Genomic DNA, 16,725 nt, shown 5'->3' on the forward strand with positions numbered 1-16,725 from the left:
ACTAATTTAACAAAGCTAAAAAACTTCCAGCTACTACTAGCTTAGCGAACTTACTACACGTTGCAAGTTTTCTTCATCACCCGTGGTCAACCAAGTTACTTCAGGCCAACCTCTTAACCAAGTCAATTGTCGCTTGGCTAACTGCCGTGTGGCTGCAATACCACGAAAGACCATCTCATCATAGTCAATTTCGCCAGCAATGTAATCCCACATTTGTCTATAACCCACACAACGAATCGAAGGTAGGTCAGGGTGTAAATCCTTACGTTTATATAGGGATGAAACTTCATTTTCAAACCCCTGATCGAGCATTATTTTAAACCTTTTTTCAATTCGCTGATGTAATTCACTGCGATCATCAGGCGCAATGGCAAATTGATAGAAAGTATAAGGAAGCTCAGGCTGCTTTTGTTTTTGCAGCTCAGTCATTGTTTTACCTGTTATACGATACACTTCTAATGCGCGATTAATACGTTGCGAATCATTTTCGCTCATTTTTTTCGCTGCATCTGGATCGATTTTCACAAGTTCTTTATGCAAATGTGGCCAGCCAAACTGCTTTGCTTCCTTTTCGAGTTCAGCACGTACTTCAGGTGATGCCTCTGGTAGCGGTGATAAGCCATCAATAAGCGACTTAAAATACATCATTGTACCGCCAACCAATACAGGTACTTTACCTTGCTTATGAAATAGATCAATCTTTTCAATTGCATCACGGCGAAAATCCGCCACTGAATAACTTTCTGCTGGGTCAATAATATCAATCAAGTGATGTGGCGCACGAGCAAGCTCTTCGGCATTTGGTTTTGCCGTGCCGATGTCCATATCTTTATAGACTAATGCTGAATCAACACTGATTATTTCTGTGTTTAAATGCTCACACAGCGAAATTGCTAAGTCTGTTTTCCCTGCAGCGGTTGGTCCCATTAAAAAAATGACGGGTAAGTTATTCAAGCCTAAATACCTTGCTTAATTTAAAAACTGAGATAGTTCTATTTTAACCGCTTTTTGACGTAAACGTTGCATAGTTTGTGGATTATTTTCTAACCGAGCCACTTGCTCCATAAAGGCCTGACTTGCGTAATAACGTGTAGGTATTTGCTGAGCTAACCAAGCTAGCCATTCATCGAGTGAACTTGGAGAAGCTTTACAGCCAGTAATAAGCCGCTCAATAGCATCACTTACATCAAGTAAATACACGCAAGGCGGAAGCTTCTTCACCATCACAAACTGTTTTTCTATTACTAAATCAAAACCAAGTAAGGTAAACCAAGACTGCTGAGTATTTAGCGCGCTAATATCATCAGCGCTTGCATTTACTCGCACGGGTAACAATAGAGCTTTGCCATCAAGGCTGCCCGCTTGTTCTACTTGCGCTTGCCAGTCGAGTGCTAATGCATGCTTAAAGTGCGCTGCAAAGAGTTGATTGTCTTCGCTAAATACGCACTCGCCTTCACGTACGTGGATGAGTTTTGCAAGCTTAGCTTGCTCAACAACAGGTGCTGCAATGCTTGGCTCTGGGCGTACTTGGTCAAAATGCGCAGCATGTTGCTCACTGATCCCTTGATAAAAAGCATTTACATCTTGATGCGATGTTTTACTGCGGCCTTGGCTGTCGCCACTAAACCCACTGCCAGAGCGCCCTGATCCTGTTGCCCCTGAATAACTCGCTGAACGTGTTGGCTGTAATTCAGATTTCGGATAATCATACTGCTCTGTTGGCGCTGATTGAATAAAACTTGGCTGCGTGCTGCTGAGGTGTGGCTCATTCAGCGGAACATGCTGAAAAGCAGTGTCATTGTGCTCGGCAAAACTGGCCTCATGCTGAAGCGGTACCACAACTTGTTTTATTGCCTGCAAAATAAAGTCATGCACTAAACGGCCTTGATGAAAACGCACTTCATGTTTAGCCGGGTGCACGTTTACATCGACCTGACGAGGGTCAATATCAATATAAATAACAAAACCGGGCAGCTCTTCTGAGCCTGCGACTTCTTCAAAGGCTTGGCGAATTGCATGCAAAATAAGTTTATCGCGCATCATGCGATTATTCACGTAGGTATATTGTGTGCTATTTGCTGAGCCCACGGGTAATACCCAACCTCGCAGCATCAAACCGGCCTCACCTGATTGAATATGCAGCCCCTGTTCACTAAATGCTTTACCCGCCACTTGTGCAACACGGCTTATCGCTTGCTCAGGGTTTGGCTTAGCACGGTATTGACGCACGACCTTACCGTTATGGGTAAGCGTTATAGACACATCAAAGCGACTCAGCGCAATACGCTTAATAAGCTCATCAATATGTGAAAACTCGGTTTTCTCGGTACGAAGAAATTTACGGCGTGCAGGAGTATTAAAAAATAGATCCTTCACCTCAATGGTGGTGCCGTCAGGGTGTGCAGTTGGCTTAACTTGTACCGCCATGTCACGGCCTTCTGCAAATGCTTGCCATGCCGCTTCTTGTTGTTGTGGTTTTGAGCTCAAGGTTAAGCGAGATACAGAACTAATTGATGCTAACGCTTCACCACGAAAACCCAGCGAGCAAATGTTCTCTAAGTCATCAAGAGATTTTAGTTTGCTCGTCGCATGGCGCGATAACGCTAAGGTCAGTTCATCTTTATTAATCCCTGATCCATTATCGCGAATACGAATTAGCTTATGGCCACCACGTTCAATATCAATTTGAATACGCGTAGCGCCTGCATCTAAACTGTTTTCAACGAGTTCTTTAACAACGGAAGCAGGACGTTCAACCACTTCACCGGCAGCAATTTGGTTCGCCAATCGCGCGGGTAGTATTTCTATGCTCATAGTGTTCCTAACACGAAAATTGACTAACTTTGGGGGATATCAAGCTCTTGACCAATAAACAGAGTATTCGATTTTAAGTTGTTAGCAGTTTTTAATTTACTAACCGAGGTGTTGTATCTGTTTGCCAAAATACTTAACGACTCGCCCGGACGAACTTTGTGTTTAGTCGGAAATTGCGATTTTAATTTCGCAAATAACGAATCATCCGGTGGATTTTGCAGATAATAACTTTTAATTGATGTGAAAATTGCTTTAGCTAAGCGCTCTTGATGCTGTGCTGTTTTTAATAATCGCTCTTCACGTGGATTCGAAATAAACCCGGTTTCGACCAAAATAGACGGGATATCTGGCGATTTTAATACAGCAAGACTGGCCGCCTGCGGCACTTTTTTATGTAGTTTGGCTACTTTCTTTAATTCACTCACCACTTCTTCTGCGACACTAAAGCCCGTTTTCATTGAGTGGTCCATCGACATATCTAATAGCGCTTGAGCTAAATATTTTTCACTCGCAGTATCTTTTAATACCCCAGCTGCACCACCTAAAAGCTCGGAGTGCTTTTCTTTATCCTCGATCCATTTACCGATTTCTGAGTTAGCACGACGAAGCGATAACACCCACACAGAGGCCCCGTTTGGCTGCGGGCTGGTAAACGCATCTGCATGGATCGAGACAAAAAAGTCTGCTTTTTTCTCTCTCGCAATACTGGTGCGCGTATTTAAATTTACAAAGTAATCACTGCGGCGCACCATACGCGAAATCATGCCCTTTTCAGCATCTATCATTCGCTCTAAGCGCTTGGCTATTTGTAGCGTGATATCTTTTTCGTAAGTGCCCGATGGCCCAATTGAGCCAGGATCTTCACCACCGTGACCCGCATCAATCGCAATAACGATATCACGCTCTTGCTGTAGCTCACGCTTTTTAACGCTGGTATTCGTTGCAGCCACAGGCTCAGCTTTCGGTGTTTTGTCTACAAGGTCAACGACTAAACGGTGTTTGTAAGGATCGGTAGGCAATAAGGCAAACACCACTGGTTTAGTGGCTCGCGCTAATTCAAAAACAAACCGTACACTTTTACTATCTTTTGGTTTTGAGTAACGCAGTTTTGAGAGTATCTGATGCTTTTTAGGGATATCAGGCAAGCTATCAAGCTTATCAGTATCTTTTAAGTCAATCACTAAACGGGCTGGGTTCTTCAGCATGAAATAGCTGTAATCTGGCTTGTCATTTAGATCAAATACCACACGGGTGCTATCTGGTGAGGGCCAAACACGTACGCTATTAATCGTATTTTGTGCAAGCGCAATCTGGCTCACAACCAAAAACATTAAAATAGTTAATAGTTTAAACGTACAACGACCCATTTTTACTCGTACACCTTTATTTTTATTTGTTTATTCTTGCGCGCTCTTAAGTTGCTTAACAATTGCCTGACCGCGGTCAGTTAAGCTGTTAATAGTAATCGCACGCGCCTCGCCTTCATAGCGTAGGGTGATATCAAGATCCGGTGTTGGGATAAATTCGCCGCCTTTTTCTGGCCATTCCACAACACAAATAGCCTGTGGTGAAAAATAGTCGCGAATTCCCATATATTCAAGTTCTTCAGGATCACCTAAGCGATACAAATCAAAGTGATAGACATCAGCTTTCGCTAATTGGTAAGGCTCAACCAGTGTATAAGTTGGACTCTTAACCTTACCTTGATGACCGAAACCTTGCACGATACCACGGGTTAATGTTGTTTTACCGGCACCTAAGTCACCGTGTAAATAAATAACAGCTCCTTGCTCCATTAATGCGGCAAGTTGCTTACCCATATTAACCGTTGCTGCTTCATCAGCGAGTGGAAAACCAACACTGTCGGTCATTATTACCTCATGAAAAACGAAAAAACATTACTTTGTTAATCATACCAGAATATTTTTGTAAGGCGAGAATCGCTCTTATGCCTAATTGGACATAAAAAAGCCGGCAAAGTTGCCGGCTTTTTAGCTTAAACAGAATTTTGTTTACAGACCTAGTTTCTTCTCAAGGTAGTGGATGTTTGTACCACCGTTTTGGAAGTTCTCATCTGCCAAGATTTTCTTGTGCAGTGGTGTATTGGTCTTGATGCCATCAATGACTAATTCATTTAACGCATTGCGTGAACGAGCAATCGCTACATCACGGTTCTCACCGTAACAGATCAGCTTACCAATCATTGAATCGTAATGAGGTGGTACTGTGTAATCTGCATAGATGTGGCTGTCCCAACGAATACCTAAACCGCCAGCAGGGTGGAATCGCGTGATTTTACCTGGTGAAGGAATGAATGTTTCTGGGTCTTCCGCATTAATACGGCACTCAATTGCATGACCACGAATAACCACATCTTCTTGTGTGAATGATAATGGCTGGCCAGCAGCAATTTTTAGCTGTTCTTTGATTAAGTCAACGCCAGTGACCATTTCTGTTACTGGGTGCTCAACCTGAATACGGGTATTCATTTCGATGAAATAGAACTCGCCGTTTTCGTATAAGAATTCGAACGTACCTGCACCGCGATAACCGATTTCGATACACGCACGTGTACAACGGTCACCGATAAACTTACGCATTTCAGCTGTAATACCTGGTGCTGGTGCTTCTTCAACTACTTTTTGGTGACGACGTTGCATAGAACAATCACGCTCACCTAAGTGAACTGCATTGCCTTGACCGTCAGCAAGTACTTGAACTTCGATATGACGTGGGTTTTCAAGGAATTTTTCCATGTAAACCATACCGTTACCGAAGAATTGCTTCGCTTCTTGTTGCGTTAGTGCAATTGAATCTACTAATTCTTTTTCGCTGCGCACAACACGCATACCACGACCACCGCCGCCGCCTGCTGCTTTAATGATTACAGGGTAACCAATACGCTTAGCGATTTGAATATTGCGCTCGTTGTCTGCGGTTAATGGGCCGTCAGAACCTGGTACACATGGTACACCCGCTTTACGCATCGCTTCGATTGCAGAAACTTTGTCACCCATTAGGCGAATCGTGTCGCCTTTAGGACCGATAAATACAAAGCCACTTTGCTCAACTTGATCAGCAAAGTCTGCATTTTCCGAAAGGAAACCATAACCTGGGTGAATAGCAACCGCGTCTGTTACTTCTGCCGCTGCAATAATGCGCGGGATATCTAGGTAACTTTCGCTTGCAGCTGGTTTACCAATACAAATTGTTTCATCTGCCAGTAACACGTGCTTAAGATCACGGTCTGCCGTTGAATGCACAGCAACAGTTTTGATCCCAAGCTCTTTGCAGGCGCGCAGTACGCGAAGTGCAATTTCACCTCGGTTTGCAATGACTACTTTATCTAACATAGAGTTGGCCTTTTGTTGCGCTATTATTCAATGATGAATAAAGGTTGATCGAATTCTACTGGCTCGCCATTTTCAACTAAGATAGCTTTAACTGTGCCTGCTTTATCAGATTCGATTTGGTTCATCATCTTCATTGCTTCAACGATACATAACGTGTCGCCAACATTTACTTTTGAACCTACTTCTACATAAGGCGCTGCTTCAGGAGAAGCTGCTGAGTAGAATGAACCAACCATAGGTGATTTAACTTGGTGACCTGTTGGTGCTGCTGGCGCTGCGTCTGCTGCTGGTGCTTCAGCCACTGGAGCTGGTGCTGCCGCTGGAGCTGGTGCTGCAAAATGTTGCGGCGCATACTGCATTGCAGGTGCTGCAGCCATGTTGCTACGATTGATGCGTACTGATTCTTCACCTTCAGTGATTTCTAATTCAGCAATACCAGATTCTTCTACTAGTTCGATAAGTTTTTTGATCTTGCGAATATCCATTGATCGACCCGCCTGTTAGTTATTTAAAAATTAATGTGTGTTTTGCAACCGGCTAACAGCAGCTTCAAGTGCCACCTTATAACCCATTGCTCCTAATCCAATAATGACGCCTTGTGCCACATCCGAAAAATACGAATGATGGCGGAATGCTTCGCGAGCATGCACATTAGTTAAATGCACCTCGTAAAAGGGAATGTTTACACTAAGCAATGCATCCCGTAAGGCTACGCTAGTATGCGTAAATGCAGCAGGGTTAATAATAATTGCATCAACCACTTGCCATGCATCGTGAATACGTTCTATTAATGCTGCTTCACTGTTACTTTGGAAATGCGTTAATTCAACATTGTGACCGGCAGCAACCTGACTAAGTTCAGCTATAATCTCATCAAGAGATTGAGTACCGTACTTTTCTGGTTCACGCTTGCCAAGCATGTTTAAATTTGGCCCATTTAGAACTAAAAGTTTGAATTTTGCAGCCATAATACGCGATATATCCTATAAGTAAGCAGTTTAACCATATTCACCATAAACCCACGCTTAACCTAAGCGTGTTGATGTAAAATAGCAACTATTTCTCACGTTAACCACCTATTATAGATATTTCGACGTAAATAGCAGCAAAATACTGGTCTAATCACTACCTATTCGCGGCAAAGGCAGGCACAGCAAGGCACACAACAAGGTCATTCTGAGCATTTTCCTGCTGATAAATTGAACTTCACCAAGTGAAATTACGACTTTTCATTGAAAACCACCATTTTTTACGAGACAGAAACAAAAACGCCACTCAGATGAGTGGCGTTTCGCTATTTTCTTGCACGTTTGCGTTTATTTAGCGCTATTTCGTACTTTTGCTAAATGCTCAGCAAAGTCTTTGGCATTTAAAAAGCCAGTTACGCGTTGCTCTAAAAGCTCATTACCTTGAGTATCAAAGAACAGAATGCTCGGTAAACCAAAGACTGTGAACTCTTCCATTAGCTCAATTGTTTTTGCATCACTTTCGGTTAAATCGATTTGGATTAACTCAAAGTGAGCAAACTGTGCTTGAACATTCGTATCAGGAAACGTGTAGTGTTCAAACTCTTTACACGCGACGCACCAGTCTGCGTATAAGTCGACCATCACTAAGCGCCCTTCGCTACTTGCAGCTGCAATTTCGTCTTTCAATTCACTTAAATTAGCAACTTGTTTAAAACCATGTGTTTGTGCTGCGGCTTCGGCAACTACCGCTTTACTCGGCCAAAAATAATTTTTCGTTAGGCTCGCCCCCGTCACCACCAGTAAAGTTGCAGCAAACCAGAGTGCTGTTTTTAGCTTGCCTTGTGATTGCGCACTTTGCCAATGGTGTAAATAAAGTGCGGTCGCAAGTGCTAATAAACCCGCCATTAACCAAATGATTTCAATATCAACAATACGCTCAAGCAGAATTAGCGGAACGACCAGCATGATGAAGCCAAATAACGTTTTCACTTGCTCCATCCAACCACCGGCTTTGGGTAGTAATTTACCGCCAGAAGTCCCCAGTAATAATAGCGGTAAGCCCATGCCTAAACTGAGTACATAAAGTGTTAAACCACCGACCAGGTAGTCACCACTTTGCGCTACATAGAGTAAAGCAGCAGACAATGGCGCTGTTGTACAAGGTGACGCAATCAAACCAGACAACACACCCATCATAAATACGCCAACATAGTTACCGCCTTTTTGCTGGTTACTTACCTGAGTAAGCTTATTCATCATGCCGCTAGGCAGCTTAATTTCGTACCAGCCGAACATCGACATCGCCAGCAATACAAACAAAATACTAAAGCTAATTAACACCGTTGGGTGCTGCAAGTACCCTTGTACTTGACCACCTAATGATGCAACCACTAAGCCCAGTGCAGCATAGGTAACGGCCATCCCTTGCACATAAACAAACGACAGCGAAAACGCTTTTTTAGTCGATAAGTTCTGCTGACCCGCTATAAGGCTCGACAAAATCGGAAACATTGGAAATACGCAAGGCGTAAAAGCCAGACCAATACCCACTAAAAAGAAGATTACTAGGTTGGTCAATAAGCCCTGCGATGCCAGTTTATCGGTATATGACTGCTCACCAGCTGGTTTTGCTACTTCTTGAGAAACATTTGTTGATGCCTCATTGGTATCAGCTGCTTGTGTTAATGCCGCTAGCGCATTCCCCGCTGACGCGGTTTGTGAAACTTGCTCGCCAGCAATGACAGATAAAGGAATGGTTCTAACTTCTGGCGGATAACAAAGTCCAGCTTCAGCACAGCCTTGAAAACGCACTTTAACAACCGCCCCTTCCGTAACATTACTAAGCTTAGTTACCACACTCAATGAGTTAAAGAAGACCTCGGTTTTGCCAAAAAACTCATCTTCTATGATTTGCCCTTTGCCAAGATCTGGGATTTCAATATCAGCGCCTTTAGCAATTATTTCGACTTTCTTTTTATAGAGGTAATAATCAGGCGCTATATCCCAGCCGATAAATAAGGTTTTGCCTTGCTGGTCAAAATCAAAAACAAAGGCCTGATCAACTGGCAAAAATGTTTGCTCAGCAGGTTGTAATAGATTTCCAAGTAAATTGTTATTACTTGCACTGGCCGGCACAAGCCACAGTGCGCACAGTAATAAAAGGAACGATCGCATTAATTAAGTACCTCATCCATCCAATTAAAATAGGCTAAATTGCCTGTTGCTACATCAACGACCTGAATTTCTGGTATCTCATAACTATGTAATTTCTTGATAGTTTGGATCACTTCATTCATTTTTTCTGACTTTGTTTTGATCAGTAACTTACTTTCTGTAGCTTGAGTTATCTCGCCATCCCACATGTAAATAGATTCGATTGTAGGCATAATGTTCACACAAGCCGCTAGCTTTTCTTTAACTAGATGTTGTGCCAACTGACGGGCTTCAGCCTCATTCGCACAAGTAGTAAAAATAAGTCGAAAATGCGTAGTCATAAGGAACCTTTGTTTGATTACGTGAGTCGCACCATAGTAGCCGATAGTAACTATAATGTGTAGCGAGCAAGGTGATCCTAGGTTCCACCTTGAAAAATGACCTGCTCACCCCTATTTATATTTCACTGACTCGAAAGAGAATGACATTTTTTAGAGAGCGTTATGTTTAGATTTTTGTTTTTGTTATTTATTTTAGTGCCGATTGTGGAGATTGCGTTACTCATTCAAGTGAGTGAAGTAATCGGCGGCTTTGCCACCATAGCGCTTGTGATTGTGACCGCGATTGTCGGTGCGAAATTAGTGAAGCAGCAAGGCATGGGCGCGATTCAAAACGTGCAATTACAAATGGCACAAGGGCAAATGCCTGCAAAAGAATTATTTACTGGTTTATGTGTGATTATCGCCGGCGTTTTATTAATGACACCTGGCATTATGACTGACTTTTTTGGCTTTTTATTACTCACGCCAGCAATCCGCAACAAACTAGCTGCAGGCCTTGCCAGCCAAGCGACAGTGCGTATGAGTACGCAAGCAAATCAAGGCTCTGCACACTTCCAATATCATAGCAAAGCAGCCGCTCATGAAGAGCCAAACCATCAACCTACAACTATTGATGGTGAATTTGAGCGAAAAGATTAAAATTTTTTAATTTTTGTACTTGGATTTTTTTAAGCCACCCCCATTAATGAAGGCAATGAAACGCAACGGGTGGCTTAGCACTCCCCTGCAATAACATAAGATTTTTTCTGTACTGTTCAGAAACTGTTAGGAGAACTAAATAAATGAACATTCGTCCTTTACATGATCGCGTCATCGTTAAGCGTCTAGAAGAAGAAACTAAGTCTGCTGGCGGTATTGTATTAACTGGCTCTGCAGCTGAAAAATCAACTCGCGGAGAAGTTATCGCTGTTGGTAATGGCCGCGTTTTAGACAACGGTGAAGTAAGAGCATTAGAAGTAAAAGCCGGTGACACTGTGCTGTTCGGCTCTTATGTTGAAAAAGTTGAAAAGATCGAAGGTCAAGAGTACCTGATCATGCGTGAAGATAACATTCTAGGCATTGTAGGCTAATCCTACTTTTCATTTAGCAACCCGTTTACAGAATTTAAGAGGAATTAAATCATGGCAGCAAAAGAAGTACTTTTTGCAGGTGACGCACGTGGCAAAATGCTAACTGGCGTAAACATTTTAGCAAACGCAGTAAAAGTAACTTTAGGTCCTAAAGGCCGTAACGTTGTATTAGACAAATCATTCGGCGCTCCAGTGATCACTAAAGACGGTGTATCTGTAGCAAAAGAAATCGAGCTTGAAGACAAGTTCGAAAACATGGGCGCACAAATGGTTAAAGAAGTAGCGTCGAAAGCGAATGACGCTGCAGGTGACGGTACAACAACTGCAACTGTATTAGCGCAAGCTATCGTAAACGAAGGCTTAAAAGCAGTTGCAGCGGGTATGAACCCAATGGACCTTAAGCGTGGTATCGATAAAGCTGTTGCCGCTGCTGTTCAAGAACTTAAAGCACTTTCTGTTCCTTGTGCCGATGCTAAAGCAATTGCACAAGTAGGTACTATTTCTGCTAACTCTGATAGCGAAATCGGTAACATCATTGCTGAAGCAATGGAAAAAGTAGGCCGTGATTCAGGCGTAATCACAGTTGAAGAAGGTCAGTCGTTAGAAAACGAACTAGACGTAGTTGAAGGTATGCAGTTTGACCGTGGTTATCTGTCTCCTTACTTCATCAACAACGCTGAAAAAGGCGCAGTAGAGCTAGACAACCCATTCATTCTACTTGTAGACAAAAAAGTATCTAACATTCGTGAGTTACTACCTACATTAGAAGCCGTAGCTAAAGCTAGCAAGCCTCTACTTATCATTGCTGAAGACCTTGAAGGCGAAGCGCTTGCAACGCTTGTAGTAAACAACATGCGCGGCATCGTTAAAGTATCTGCAGTTAAAGCGCCAGGTTTTGGTGACCGTCGTAAAGCGATGCTACAAGACATCGCCGTATTAACTGGCGGTACCGTTATTTCTGAAGAAATCGGTTTAGAGCTAGAAAAAGCAACAGTTGAAGACCTAGGTACAGCGAAGCGCGTTGTAATCACTAAAGATGACACAACAATCATCGACGGTGCAGGTGAAGAAGACGGCATCAACGGCCGTGTTGCACAAATCAGAGCACAAATCGAAGAAGCAACGTCTGACTACGATAAAGAGAAACTACAAGAGCGTATGGCTAAACTAGCTGGCGGTGTTGCAGTAATCAAAGTTGGCGCAGCAACTGAAATCGAAATGAAAGAGAAAAAAGACCGCGTTGAAGATGCGCTACACGCAACTCGCGCAGCGGTTGAAGAAGGTGTTGTACCGGGTGGTGGTGTTGCATTAGTTCGCGTAGCTAGCAAACTTGCTGAGCTTGTTGGCGACAACGAAGACCAAAGCCACGGTATTAAAGTTGCACTTCGTGCAATGGAAGCACCACTTCGTCAAATCGTAACGAACGCAGGTGACGAAGCATCAGTTGTTGTTAACTCGGTAAAAGGTGGTGAAGGTAACTACGGTTACAACGCAGCATCTGGCGAGTACAACGACATGATCGAAATGGGTATCTTAGACCCAACTAAAGTAACGCGTTCTGCACTACAGTACGCTGCTTCAATCGCGGGTCTAATGATCACAACTGAAGCAATGGTTGCTGAAATCCCTAAAGATGACGCGGGTGCTCCTGATATGGGCGGCATGGGCGGCATGGGTGGTATGGGCGGCATGATGTAATCATCCCCCTGGTAAAAATCTTTATTTAAAGATATTACCCGAAGGTACCTCCCCTTCAAAAGAAAGCCCCTATAAACAAATGTTTTTAGGGGCTTTTTTACGATTATAGAAACACAGTCTGATTTAAAATTGCTAAACTCTATTTAATTAGAGCTGCTCTTAGCTACTTACCTTTCTTTGGTTTACCTTTATCTGATTTAGCAGCCTCACTGACAATCATGTCTTTTTGCTCTTCGGTGATTAAAGCTTGATCTAAAAGCTCTTCTGCCGCTTTTGCAACACAACTGACGTATTTACCATGGTTAGCAAACTCTGATGATTCTCCACATTGTGCAGCCATATGTTGCTCAACAGAACATCCTTCATAAGTTACCGCTTCTGAAGCTGGGGTATTAGGGCAATAATCAAGATCATTATTCACACCATCGCCGTCAACATCGGCATCACATACATCGCCTTGACCATCCTGATCAAAATCTAGCTGATCAGGGTTTGCAACTTCAGGGCAATTGTCCACAGCATCAGGTATACCGTCTTGATCCATATCTTCATCAACGATACCTATCGGGTCACTGATAGTTGAAACAAGACAGTAATCATCACATGAATAAGTTAATGAAGTTGGCATCTGATCCCATACAGCCAAAATAGTACCGTGCATTGCATCATTTGTGTAAATTAGCCAATATTGCCATCCCCAATACACATCATATGATGCTCCACCATCATTAAGGATTGTATAACTGCTCGGTCTTGGTTGAATATCAAATGCGCCTATGCCTGAGCCATAGTTGAACATTTGCATTGCAAATTTTCCATCTTCAGTCCGAAAACCATCATCATACATTTGCTGCGTAGTGTAAGTTCCAAACGTTCCACCAGATACAACCTGCTCAGACGATACTGAGATTGTCGAACCATTAATACTGCCATTTGTGGGTTGTAAGTGAATAGTTCCAGTCATAGCTGTCACATCTGCAAATGCCACTGCAGACACAAAACACGAGGCCACTCCTGAAATAAGTAAGTGCTTATTCATATTTATATCCTTAAATTTGGTAGGGTTGGAATGTGCATTCCAAACATCACCCAGAAGTTTAGCGAAGCAGTATGAGGCAATTTTATAAGGTGTATAAAACATTCCCGAGACATGGCGAAACGAGCTTTTCTGAAACTGCGGCTTAATATTTGTAGACAATCCCAAAAAAGTCAATTTACAACCAGCAGTAATTTACAAAAAATTTACTGGTGTTACCGCGAAGATTTAAATTTAAAACCAAAAAACAGGATAGAAATAAAAGCAATGAAAATCAACACCTTAATAATCGACAGGATTCGAGAAGTAAGAATTTAAGATAGCATGCGAGTCCAAGTTACTTTGTCTAGATTATTTGTACCATTTAACAGAACAATAAGCTAATAACTAAGTTCACAAGCCCCGCCATACTTCTTTTTCAACGATTGGCATGTTGAATAGGCATATCCACAACGCTTTTCACCTTTAAGTATGTGGCAATATGTTTGCTTATCAGCTCGCTTTTTATTATGGCAGTGATAGCTACCATTGGAATGGTTTGTATGACAGCCTGATGCGTTAGTACGCCCCGAATGCGCACTGAGACCTGAACTTACCAAAAGAGCGACTGCTAACAATACCTTAACCTTATTCAAAACAAACTTCCCTATTACATTTGAACTAAGGTAATAATACTAGCATGAATTCACCAAAAAGCTTAAAAACCAACAAAATAGTAGTAGTTATGATGTTTTTATACTTGCGGCTTAAAACTTACAGCTTAAAAACTTACAGCTTAAAAACTTACAGCTTAAAAACTTACAGCTTAAAAACTTACAGCTTAAAACTTACAGCTTAAAGCTGCCATTAACCAACTCCCTCACTATCGCAAACAAGTCACTCGGCAACATGCCTCTTTCGCCTTCACTCTCTGCCGCTATGTCACCAGCTTTTGCATGTAATGTAACGCCCAAACACGCTGCTTGCTGAGGAGTAAGCCCCTGTGCTATCAGTGCCGCTATGATACCTGTCAATACATCGCCACTGCCGCCAACCGCAAGTGCAGGATTTCCATCTGTACACACCCATGTTTGGTTATTATCAGCAATTAAACTACCAGCGCCTTTGAGTACACAAGTAGTGGTATAGCTGCGCGCAAGCTGTTTTACTGCATGAAAGCGATTTTCTTCAATATCAACCGTGCGGCAATTCAGTAATCTTGCAGCCTCACCGGGGTGCGGTGTGATTACGGTATTCGCTAATGGGAATGACGAAGCATGCTGAGCTATTAAATTAAGTGCGTCGGCATCAATAATCAGTGGCTTGTTATTAGTGAAACAATACTGCATGACAGTTTCAAAGGTTGTTTCGGACCAATCGTCCTGACCAAGCCCTGGACCAATAGCAATACAACTCGCCCACTCTAGCGCACTAATTATATTTGTATCGGTAACCATAAGTTCAGGTCGTCCAATGCTCACTGGCAAAATAGAACTGCTATGGGTATACACTTTGACCATGCCCGCACCAGTGCGAAGAGCGGCCTCTGCAGTTAAACGAATTGCACCTGCGGTGCCAGCATTACCACCAACACACAATAATTTTCCATGACTGGTTTTGTGGCTGTTATTATTGCGCTCAGGAAGCCTCGGCTGCGTCTGATAGTTGATAAGCTCTGCAGCGGGTGATGTCAGTTTTAAAAAGGCATCTTCAATACCTAAATCAGCAAACTCTATGTTACCTGCATGTGCTCGCCCTTGCCCTGTCACTAAACCTTGTTTAATCCCCACAAAAGTCACAGTGAGTGCAGCTTTAATTGCGACTCCCTGTTCGACACCTGTGTCTGCATGAATACCTGAGGGTAGGTCGATAGCAACTATCGGCACTTGGCTTTCGTTGGCAGCTTTAATTAAGGTTGAAAAAGGCTCGCGCACCTTGCTTTGAATACCTGTACCAAGTAAGCCATCAATAATGATGTCTGCTTGCTCAATAACGCTTATATCCGCTGTTATTGCTCCTCCTGCGTCGAGCCAAGCTTGCTGAGCACTAAGGGCATCCCCTTTGAGCGGTTTGTCGGGCATGGCAGCAATAACTCTAACCTGCTTCCCCGCTTGTTTCGCTAAGCGAGCAACAACATAACCATCACCTGCATTATTACCAACCCCCGCTAACACAACGAATACATTTGCATCAGCAAAGTGATTAATAGCTTGTTGGAAAGTAGCCTGCCCTGCTCGCTCCATAAGCTCATACATACTGATACCACAGTGCTTGGCAGCGGGTCCTTCATTTTCACGAACTTGCTCTGCTAAAAATACCGACTGCGAGAGAGGTACTGACATATCAATCCTTAAATTGGCCTTTTAATCAGCATATAAGTACAGCTGAATGCAGTCAATGAGGCATAAAAAAACGGCGCGTAACTTACATTACGCGCCGTTTTTCTGAAGCTATAATAACTTACTCTGTGTCTGGTAAGTTACGACCGTAGAAGATCTCTTGCATCTCACGAGTTAGCTTAGAACGAATTTCTTCTTCTTCGTCTTCAGAAAGATCCGCGGTAGAAACACCGAATAAATAAGTATTCAAGTCAGTTTCTTTTAACATCATCTTCGTGTGGAACAAGTTCTCTTGATACACGTTCACGTCCATCATTTGGTACGCTTCTTTAGTATCTTCAGTCATGTAGTTCTGAATTGAGTTAATTGCATGGTCGATATAGTGCTTAACACCATCAACATCACGGGTGAAACCACGTACGCGATAGTCAATTGTTACAACATCAGACTCAAGGCTGTGAATTAAGAAGTTTAACGCTTTTAATGGCGAGATAATGCCACACGTTGATACTTCGATATCAGCACGGAATGTACAAATACCATCATCAGGGTGTGCTTCTGGGTATGTGTGAACACAGATGTGGCTCTTATCTAAGTGCGCTACAACTGTTTCAGGAAGAGGACCTGGCGCTTCATCAACGTCATACGTTGTTTGTTGCTCAATCGGCTCTTCTGAGATCAAGATTGTTACACTGGCACCTTGCGGATCATAATCTTGGCGAGAAACATTCAAGATGTTTGCACCAATAATATCCACAACTTCACCTAAAATATCGGTAAGGCGATCAGCACTATACTGTTCGTCGATATATTCAATATATTCTTTACGCTGTTGTTCAGTCTTTGCGTAACAAATATCGTAAATACTAAAGCTTAAGCTCTTAGTTAAGTTATTAAAGCCATGAAGCTTAATTTTATCGAAGGGTTTATTCATGCTAAACCAACCTTTAAACGAGTGAAACCTGCACCAGCA

Annotated in this window: 15 protein-coding genes and 1 pseudogene; 3 read left to right on the top strand and 13 right to left on the bottom strand. The window is 42.7% G+C overall.

What is annotated here, in order from left to right; genetic code table 11:
• Positions 1-36 precede the first annotated feature (36 nt).
• The 9 genes from miaA to cutA all read right to left on the bottom strand — a co-directional run bounded on the left by miaA (position 37) and on the right by cutA (position 9,630).
• Positions 37-954 (bottom strand): tRNA (adenosine(37)-N6)-dimethylallyltransferase MiaA, encoded by a 918-nt coding sequence (gene miaA / locus C2M33_RS17705; RefSeq protein WP_082873991.1) that lies wholly within the window; start codon positions 952-954, stop codon positions 37-39.
• A 15-nt stretch (positions 955-969) separates the two neighbouring features.
• On the bottom strand, positions 970-2,814 hold the full coding sequence (gene mutL, locus C2M33_RS17710; RefSeq protein ID WP_063701618.1) for a DNA mismatch repair endonuclease MutL: 1,845 nt from the start codon (positions 2,812-2,814) through the stop codon (positions 970-972).
• A 23-nt stretch (positions 2,815-2,837) separates the two neighbouring features.
• A complete protein-coding gene (locus tag C2M33_RS17715; protein WP_233999260.1) occupies positions 2,838-4,145 on the bottom strand; it encodes an N-acetylmuramoyl-L-alanine amidase in 1,308 nt (435 codons plus the stop codon).
• A gap of 66 nt (positions 4,146-4,211) precedes the next feature.
• On the bottom strand, positions 4,212-4,685 hold the full coding sequence (tsaE, locus tag C2M33_RS17720; RefSeq protein ID WP_063701614.1) for a tRNA (adenosine(37)-N6)-threonylcarbamoyltransferase complex ATPase subunit type 1 TsaE: 474 nt from the start codon (positions 4,683-4,685) through the stop codon (positions 4,212-4,214).
• 141 nt (positions 4,686-4,826) lie between these two features.
• Positions 4,827-6,167, bottom strand: a complete 1,341-nt coding sequence (gene accC, locus C2M33_RS17725) for an acetyl-CoA carboxylase biotin carboxylase subunit (RefSeq protein ID WP_063701612.1) — start codon at positions 6,165-6,167, stop codon at positions 4,827-4,829.
• Between the two features lie 23 nt (positions 6,168-6,190).
• A complete protein-coding gene (gene accB / locus C2M33_RS17730; protein ID WP_063701610.1) occupies positions 6,191-6,652 on the bottom strand; it encodes an acetyl-CoA carboxylase biotin carboxyl carrier protein in 462 nt (153 codons plus the stop codon).
• Between the two features lie 30 nt (positions 6,653-6,682).
• Entirely contained in the window at positions 6,683-7,135 is a 453-nt protein-coding gene (gene aroQ / locus C2M33_RS17735) for a type II 3-dehydroquinate dehydratase (RefSeq protein ID WP_105175065.1), read from the bottom strand.
• 348 nt (positions 7,136-7,483) lie between these two features.
• Entirely contained in the window at positions 7,484-9,310 is a 1,827-nt protein-coding gene (locus C2M33_RS17740; RefSeq protein WP_105175066.1) for a protein-disulfide reductase DsbD, read from the bottom strand.
• Positions 9,310-9,630, bottom strand: coding sequence for a divalent-cation tolerance protein CutA (gene cutA, locus C2M33_RS17745; RefSeq protein ID WP_063701604.1), 321 nt, complete (start codon positions 9,628-9,630; stop codon positions 9,310-9,312). Before cutA ends, C2M33_RS17740 begins: the two co-directional genes overlap by 1 nt.
• Before the next feature lie 162 nt (positions 9,631-9,792).
• Between cutA and C2M33_RS17750 the strand changes: the two genes are divergently transcribed.
• The 3 genes from C2M33_RS17750 (at position 9,793) to groL (ending at position 12,398) form a co-directional block, all read left to right on the top strand.
• Positions 9,793-10,269, top strand: a complete 477-nt coding sequence (locus tag C2M33_RS17750; RefSeq protein WP_063701602.1) for an FxsA family protein — start codon at positions 9,793-9,795, stop codon at positions 10,267-10,269.
• A 143-nt stretch (positions 10,270-10,412) separates the two neighbouring features.
• A complete protein-coding gene (locus C2M33_RS17755; protein ID WP_063701599.1) occupies positions 10,413-10,700 on the top strand; it encodes a co-chaperone GroES in 288 nt (95 codons plus the stop codon).
• A 51-nt stretch (positions 10,701-10,751) separates the two neighbouring features.
• A complete protein-coding gene (gene groL, locus C2M33_RS17760) occupies positions 10,752-12,398 on the top strand; it encodes a chaperonin GroEL (protein ID WP_105175067.1) in 1,647 nt (548 codons plus the stop codon).
• Between the two features lie 163 nt (positions 12,399-12,561).
• Here groL and C2M33_RS21555 read toward each other — a convergent pair.
• The 4 genes and pseudogenes from C2M33_RS21555 to speD form a co-directional block, all read right to left on the bottom strand.
• A pseudogene (locus tag C2M33_RS21555) lies at positions 12,562-12,945 on the bottom strand (thrombospondin type 3 repeat-containing protein); the annotation flags it as partial.
• Positions 12,946-13,814: 869 nt separating this feature from the next.
• Complete coding sequence (locus tag C2M33_RS21505) at positions 13,815-14,069, bottom strand: YHYH domain-containing protein (RefSeq protein ID WP_105175069.1); 255 nt, start codon at positions 14,067-14,069, stop codon at positions 13,815-13,817.
• A 192-nt stretch (positions 14,070-14,261) separates the two neighbouring features.
• Positions 14,262-15,755: an NAD(P)H-hydrate dehydratase gene (locus C2M33_RS17775; protein ID WP_105175070.1), complete on the bottom strand. Its 1,494-nt coding sequence runs from the start codon at positions 15,753-15,755 to the stop codon at positions 14,262-14,264.
• A 118-nt stretch (positions 15,756-15,873) separates the two neighbouring features.
• Complete coding sequence (gene speD / locus C2M33_RS17780; protein WP_063701590.1) at positions 15,874-16,686, bottom strand: adenosylmethionine decarboxylase; 813 nt, start codon at positions 16,684-16,686, stop codon at positions 15,874-15,876.
• Positions 16,687-16,725: the final 39 nt, after the last annotated feature.

Source organism: Pseudoalteromonas sp. T1lg122 (assembly GCF_002964825.1).
GTDB lineage: Bacteria > Pseudomonadota > Gammaproteobacteria > Enterobacterales > Alteromonadaceae > Pseudoalteromonas > Pseudoalteromonas gelatinilytica.

Bases quoted from the DNA above. Each gene is read 5' to 3' on its own strand.
- mutL (WP_063701618.1), bottom strand. From the start codon at position 2,814: ATGAGCATAGAAATACTACCCGCGCGATTGGCGAACCAAATTGCTGCC.
- C2M33_RS17715 (WP_233999260.1), bottom strand. From the start codon at position 4,145: ATGTTTTTGGTTGTGAGCCAGATTGCGCTTGCACAAAATACGATTAAT.
- tsaE (WP_063701614.1), bottom strand. From the start codon at position 4,685: ATGACCGACAGTGTTGGTTTTCCACTCGCTGATGAAGCAGCAACGGTT.
- accC (WP_063701612.1), bottom strand. From the start codon at position 6,167: ATGTTAGATAAAGTAGTCATTGCAAACCGAGGTGAAATTGCACTTCGC.
- accB (WP_063701610.1), bottom strand. From the start codon at position 6,652: ATGGATATTCGCAAGATCAAAAAACTTATCGAACTAGTAGAAGAATCT.
- aroQ (WP_105175065.1), bottom strand. From the start codon at position 7,135: ATGGCTGCAAAATTCAAACTTTTAGTTCTAAATGGGCCAAATTTAAAC.
- C2M33_RS17740 (WP_105175066.1), bottom strand. From the start codon at position 9,310: ATGCGATCGTTCCTTTTATTACTGTGCGCACTGTGGCTTGTGCCGGCC.
- cutA (WP_063701604.1), bottom strand. From the start codon at position 9,630: ATGACTACGCATTTTCGACTTATTTTTACTACTTGTGCGAATGAGGCT.
- C2M33_RS17750 (WP_063701602.1), top strand. From the start codon at position 9,793: ATGTTTAGATTTTTGTTTTTGTTATTTATTTTAGTGCCGATTGTGGAG.
- C2M33_RS17755 (WP_063701599.1), top strand. From the start codon at position 10,413: ATGAACATTCGTCCTTTACATGATCGCGTCATCGTTAAGCGTCTAGAA.
- groL (WP_105175067.1), top strand. From the start codon at position 10,752: ATGGCAGCAAAAGAAGTACTTTTTGCAGGTGACGCACGTGGCAAAATG.
- C2M33_RS17775 (WP_105175070.1), bottom strand. From the start codon at position 15,755: ATGTCAGTACCTCTCTCGCAGTCGGTATTTTTAGCAGAGCAAGTTCGT.
- speD (WP_063701590.1), bottom strand. From the start codon at position 16,686: ATGAATAAACCCTTCGATAAAATTAAGCTTCATGGCTTTAATAACTTA.